Source organism: Variovorax sp. MHTC-1 (assembly GCF_003984645.1).
Lineage (GTDB): Bacteria > Pseudomonadota > Gammaproteobacteria > Burkholderiales > Burkholderiaceae_C > Variovorax.
This window is the reverse complement of record NZ_RWKI01000052.1, coordinates 1-5,405: the sequence shown is the minus strand read 5'-3', so window position 1 is coordinate 5,405 and position 5,405 is coordinate 1. Positions and strand designations below refer to the sequence as shown.

Annotated in this window: 6 protein-coding genes and 1 pseudogene; 1 reads left to right on the top strand and 6 read right to left on the bottom strand. The window is 64.4% G+C overall.

All coding sequences use genetic code 11. From position 1 onward, the window contains the following. Nucleotides 1-43: 43 nt before the first annotated feature. Both EJI01_RS28005 and EJI01_RS28000 read right to left on the bottom strand, forming a co-directional pair. Nucleotides 44-310, bottom strand: coding sequence for a hypothetical protein (locus EJI01_RS28005; RefSeq protein ID WP_126840366.1), 267 nt, complete (start codon nucleotides 308-310; stop codon nucleotides 44-46). Nucleotides 311-395: 85 nt separating this feature from the next. Continuing rightward, nucleotides 396-596, bottom strand: a complete 201-nt coding sequence (locus EJI01_RS28000; RefSeq protein WP_126840365.1) for a hypothetical protein — start codon at nucleotides 594-596, stop codon at nucleotides 396-398. 263 nt (nucleotides 597-859) lie between these two features. On the opposite strand from EJI01_RS28000, the gene EJI01_RS29540 reads away from it, so the two are divergent. Continuing rightward, nucleotides 860-1,024, top strand: a complete 165-nt coding sequence (locus tag EJI01_RS29540; protein WP_260602730.1) for an acyl carrier protein — start codon at nucleotides 860-862, stop codon at nucleotides 1,022-1,024. Between the two features lie 64 nt (nucleotides 1,025-1,088). Here the strand turns inward: EJI01_RS29540 and EJI01_RS27990 are convergent, their stop codons facing one another. From EJI01_RS27990 to EJI01_RS29780, 4 genes and pseudogenes are all read right to left on the bottom strand, one after another. Next, nucleotides 1,089-1,313, bottom strand: a complete 225-nt coding sequence (locus EJI01_RS27990) for a hypothetical protein (RefSeq protein ID WP_126840364.1) — start codon at nucleotides 1,311-1,313, stop codon at nucleotides 1,089-1,091. Nucleotides 1,314-2,300: 987 nt separating this feature from the next. Further along, nucleotides 2,301-3,032, bottom strand: coding sequence for a hypothetical protein (locus EJI01_RS29015; RefSeq protein ID WP_185879102.1), 732 nt, complete (start codon nucleotides 3,030-3,032; stop codon nucleotides 2,301-2,303). Between the two features lie 1,198 nt (nucleotides 3,033-4,230). Then, nucleotides 4,231-4,560 (bottom strand): hypothetical protein, encoded by a 330-nt coding sequence (locus EJI01_RS27980; RefSeq protein WP_126840363.1) that lies wholly within the window; start codon nucleotides 4,558-4,560, stop codon nucleotides 4,231-4,233. A gap of 622 nt (nucleotides 4,561-5,182) precedes the next feature. Continuing rightward, nucleotides 5,183-5,405: pseudogene (locus EJI01_RS29780) on the bottom strand (hypothetical protein); the annotation flags it as partial.

The window sequence follows — 5,405 nt, the reverse complement described above, 5'->3', positions numbered from 1 at the left end:
GTAGCCGACGAGCAGGGTCATGCGCCGCATTGCAGTAGGCCATCTACTGCAGCCAATGGCCGCTGGCGGCTGTGGTCGCATCCCGTTTGTTGGCTACCAAGAGCCCGTCGACGAGCTTCTTCGCCTTGCAGTCGAGCTTGTCGAAAATAATCTTCCGTTCGGCCTGGCTCGTGGTCAACGCGACCCGGCCCGCGAACTCGCCGCCCCGATGGACATCGGCATGCGCGGAAATCTGCTCGCCCTCCCCGGTCACCTCGATGGTGATGACCGCGCCTCGATAGTCGAATTTCCTCTGTATCTGATGGTTCAATATTGATCTCCCTGGGAAGTTGCACGGGCCAACTCGGGTTTGGGAACGTTGTTCCAAAAGTCAGCTGCCGGCGGTAGCCGGACGGTCATGCCAATCGTCGTTCAACCCAGTGGGTATCGGCACCAAAGAGACGATTTCCCTGGTGTGCAACGAAGGCCAATTTTTCCCGGTTGTGGGGTGTGTCCGGCCGCCACAGCTCATGGACAACGGCCACAGCCTCTTGCTGGACGAGATCGTTCGAACGGCGCAGCCTGATCTCGATGAGTGCACGTGATTTGCGGGACACTGGCTTCTCCTTTCGTCGTGTTCCACCACGTAAGAGCGTGCTGTCTTACGTCGCATCAGGCGCAATGTACGTCAATATTCGGCCGATGTGAACGTTTCACATATTCTTCACAGACGTGCCAAGATGTACCTTACGGGAAGGCACATGGACTTGTCGCTCCATGAATGACGCGCGCTCGTGTCCAACGAGTTCGCTGAAGGAATTGCAGGGCCTGATCCTCAAGCTGTACGGCAGCGAATGGGAGCGCTCGACCACACGCGTCCATGCGCGACAAGGGATTCGATTCGATGACGCTGGTCGAATTCGTGTTCGCCATCGAAGACCACTTCCCCATCTCCATTGCGGATGACGAGACGAACAGTGTCGACACGCTGGCCGGGCTCGCGGCGGTGGTCGACGGCAAGGTCAGGATGACACAAGGCAAGTGACAGCCGAAGTCGCCGTCAATCAGCGGCAGGCACGTCAACGCTCGAACGTCGCCTCCGGGCGACGCTAGGGCTCGTTGATGGCGACGAGCCCGTCTTCTGTGAAGTGGAGATCGAACTCTCCACGGCCAAGCAGGCCCATCTCCACCAACGTACCCACGCCGGTGTCGATTTCCAGCGTGCTCAGCTCTTCGCAGCCTTTCACGACTGCGATGAGCAAGTGGCGCTCGGCGCCGTGCAACGGGTACTCGCGTTTGAAGAATTCCCAAACGGCTTCCGCTTCAGACGTCATGCGATCTCCTTCAGCTGTCTAAGTGCGACTAGGCTGCGCGCTGTTCGCTTGAGCATCAAGAGGTGGCGCATCGATTGGCAAGGCTACCCGAGCGGTAGCAATCGTGCTGGCGGCGGGCCGTTTGGCACTGGGTCCCAGCTTGACGAGCCAAGCCACTGCCAGCCTCCACGCAACAGGAAAGTCCGCAATCTTTTGCTGGCGGGCCCTTCCGTTGTTTGGTGTTTGGCAATCGCGTGAAAGCAGACCCAGCGGCCCGCCGAGAGCGTAGGCGTTTAGTCATGCCTGGCGTGCGATCAAGACGGGCGTTCTGTCCTCCTCAAATAGGGATTCAACGCTCATGCATACGTTTGCCTGCACGCCTACATTCGGACTCAAGCAAGACCCACCATTCGAATTGACCAAGCGGGACTGTCGATGAAAAGCAACTTAGGACTTATGTATGCGATGTTTCGTCTTGGGATCGGACGTGATCCGATTCCGCGGTGCGTTGGAATCTCATTCGTGCAGGCCGGAGTTCTACCGATGACCCCCGGCGCAGAGTTCAGAACTTCCATTGCGTGGCGCGCAGCGTTTAGGGAAGAGTGGTTCCGTCTAACCGAGGGCCGCGCTGATCCGGGCGACCTCGAAGTTTGGGCAATCGAACTCTACCCAACGCATTGGCGGCGCCATCCAGTAGAGGTGGCGCGCGAGGAGTGGCACGGGTCAACGGAACAGGCATGAGGTCGATGATCAACTTCCATCTTCCCTGACCAACGAGCTCTTCGTTTCGACACGCTGTCCGGGAGAGTCTTTGTCGTGAGCGCGCGGCCAGCGTCATCTGTTTCCTAATTCGACGTCATCGCTTGATCGCTTGATGAGCGCCTTACGAAGCACGAGCGCCTTGCTGGCTGCACCTCACGCTGATTCGAGAATTGCGGCGGGGCGTCGCCTTTCCTGTAGTTCGGAGGCGCTCCACCAGCGACGAGCTATCCGACACTGACGTCGAAGTCACCTTTTTAGTCGGGGCGCGGCGGGCTCCCGAGCGCGCGCCGTGGGCCGATAGGCGGCCGTGTTCCAAAGCGCTACGAGTTGGTGAGTTGGTGCGGACGTTGCGGATTCATCTGCCCGGTCCGCCGCCGCCCGGCCCGCCTCCACTGGGTCCACCTCCACCCGGTCCACCTCCACCCGGTCCACCTCCACCCGGTCCACCTCCACCCGGTCCACCTCCACCCGGTCCACCTCCGCCCGGTCCACCGCCGCCCGGTCCACCGCCGCCCGGTCCACCTCCGCCTGGTCCACCGCCGCCGGGTCCACCACCGCCTGGTCCACCGCCGCCGGGTCCACCACCGCCCGGTCCGCCGCCACCCGGTCCACCGCCCCCGGCGCCAGCACCGCCGCCTCCGGCACCAGCACCGCCCCCGGCATCAGCACCACCACCTCCGGCACCAGCACCGCCACCCCCGGCCCCAGCGCCACCGCCTCCGGCCCCAGCGCCACCGCCTCCGGCCCCAGCGCCGCCGCCTCCGGCCCCAGCACCACCACCTCCGGCACCAGCACCGCCACCCCCGGCCCCAGCGCCACCGCCTCCGGCCCCAGCGCCGCCGCCTCCGGCCCCAGCGCCACCGCCTCCGGCCCCAGCGCCACCGCCTCCGGCCCCAGCGCCACCGCCTCCGGCCCCAGCGCCGCCGCCTCCGGCCCCAGCGCCGCCGCCTGCTCCACCACCACCTGATCCACCACCATCACCGGCGCTGCCGCCGGCGGGGTCTGGGCTGGCCATTCCGACCGCTCCACCTGTGACCGAACCTTTGGAGACAACAGCGGGGCTTGCCGATCCAACAAAGCCTGCCAGGCCGGGAGGCGAGGCGGCTCCGCCGGCGCGAGGTGAGCGCACGAGCTGACTTGGTCTGGTGTTCAAGCAAGGCGCCTCTCCAAAGGGGTTGTGGCGATCACAGGGAACCACGCTTGCTGCTGGCGCAGACATGCCGGCAGCTGGGAACTGTGAAGCTGGGCGCGCTTGAGGCCTCGCCTCGAGGACACGAGAACGCCCCACGTCAACCACGGGCGGCTTCGGCGGCGCAAGAGCCGGCGCGGCTGGTGCCTCACCGCGGGGTTGGGACGGGTTTGCTGCAGCAATTGGTGGTTCTGACCGCCTCTCTCTTGGCGCCGGCGCAGGTAAGACACGCTGTGTTCCACGATCCGGGCGAACTGTCGCTACTGCCGCCCGACGCCGCTGGCGAACGAGGTCGTCCTGATCCGCAGAGCTTGGTGCAGTCCGCGGCGGTTCGGTTTGCTGTGTGCTTCCCGCTACCGAGGGGGCAGGTTCAGGGGTCGCCACAACTGCCTGGTCTTGGGGCGCCGCCGGTGCCGGGGGAGAAGTAGCCGCCGCTTGGTCCAAAGCGTCTAAGGACTGCTGCGGAGCGGCCGTCTCCGCCTTCGCAGATGCCTCAGACGGAGGCGAAGTAGTCGCCGGCGAAACGTCCTCGGGTACGACAGACGCCTTTGGAGGGGCGGCTTCCGTTCTCTCCACAGGCTGGCTCGCCGACTGCCACAGGGACGAGGGCGCACCCGTTGGGAGAGCGCGCGTCGCGGAGCGGTTTAAGTACCAGATGACGAAAGCGCCATGCAACAGCGCCAGCACGATCAGCAGCCAGACGATGGATACATCCACGCCATGCGGCACGGGGATCAAGCCGATGCGTCTCGGCGGTCGCTGACCTTTCTGCTCGCGCGCCGCGGCTTTCAATGTCGACGAAGAGGGCGGCGCCGTATGCATCCAGCGCGGCTCGCTGACGGTGCTGTCAAAGGTTGTCGTGCCCGAGCGGATGCCGGAGAACTTGCCAGCGCAGCCGCAGCAGTATCTGGCGCGGTCTCTGTTAGGCGTATGGCAGGACTCACAGAATTTCGTCATACCGGCGTCCCCGGCCTCGACAAGCGTGGGTTAAAGAATGGGGATGTACCTGGTGATGATCACGAGCGAACCAATCACGAGCCAGAACACAGCGAAATCCATGGGCCAGGCGCGATCCGGGATGACACGGGGCGCCTTGGGCTGCGGTACCTGTTCGCCCGGAGCGCTCGTTGCGTGAAAGGCCGGCAGCTTGTGTGAACAGCATCTACAGAACAGTGCAGAGCCCACGTTGATGGTGCTGCAGGCCTCGCAGATCACTGCGGAGGTGCTACCTACTTGCAATCGCGCGAGATCAACGAGGTTTCCGAAAGCCACGCCTGAGGTATTGCCCGCAGAATTGGCCAGTGAGGCGGCGGTCATGGGTGCGCTCCGCGCCGAAGGGCTGCTGCAGGGATCACTGAATGTGACATGTTGGACATTTCTGCTCTCTTGTGCTGGCGCCTTATGTGAAGACGTCCCATTTGTAGTGCTCTTGTCTTATATTGAAGTGCGCATGGTTGTAAGACGACGACTGAAGTCGGCGTCCTGCTCGTAGCGGGCGGCGGTGGCCAATACGCTCGGTGCAGAACCGCCACTGCTGGAGCGATCTGTCTTTGCAGGAGGGATTTCGCTCGATGGAGCGAGCTGCATTTCCATCTGACGAAGGAAATGACGCGCGCCTACGAAGAGTCGGCGGCGTCGACGGGGCCGGCAGCATCATCGTGAGCGGACTGCGCTATGACACCGACACCGCTGTCATCCACCTCGAGGATGCCCTGAGCGGCAGCCTCGCGACGGCGCCGGCTCGCCAACAGCACCCTCGTGCGCGTGCGTGCGAACACCGCCCTGCCGGGGCGCCTGCCGGCCACGCTCGCAGTGGTGGTATCCGGTGCCGATGGCGAACGCCACGCCGGTCCAGCTCGCAGGCGTCGTCACGGACTACGCGGGACTGAGCTCGCTGCGGGTCCTGGGCACGCCGATGGATGCCTCTTCCACGCAGATCGTACTGGGCCATGCGCACCACGTCGGGCTCCACGCGCAGTTGCCGCACGTCGCCGCCGATCGGATGACCTGGGAGACGCCGGCGACGGACAGCGACCGCGGGCGCAGCACAAAGTCCGCGTATTCGCGCGCATTGGGTCCGCGGCCGTCTTGCCGTTTCCTTCCAGCGGCAATGCGATCATGCGCAGCGCCCCCTCGGCGGGCGGGTGAGCGCGGGGGCTCCT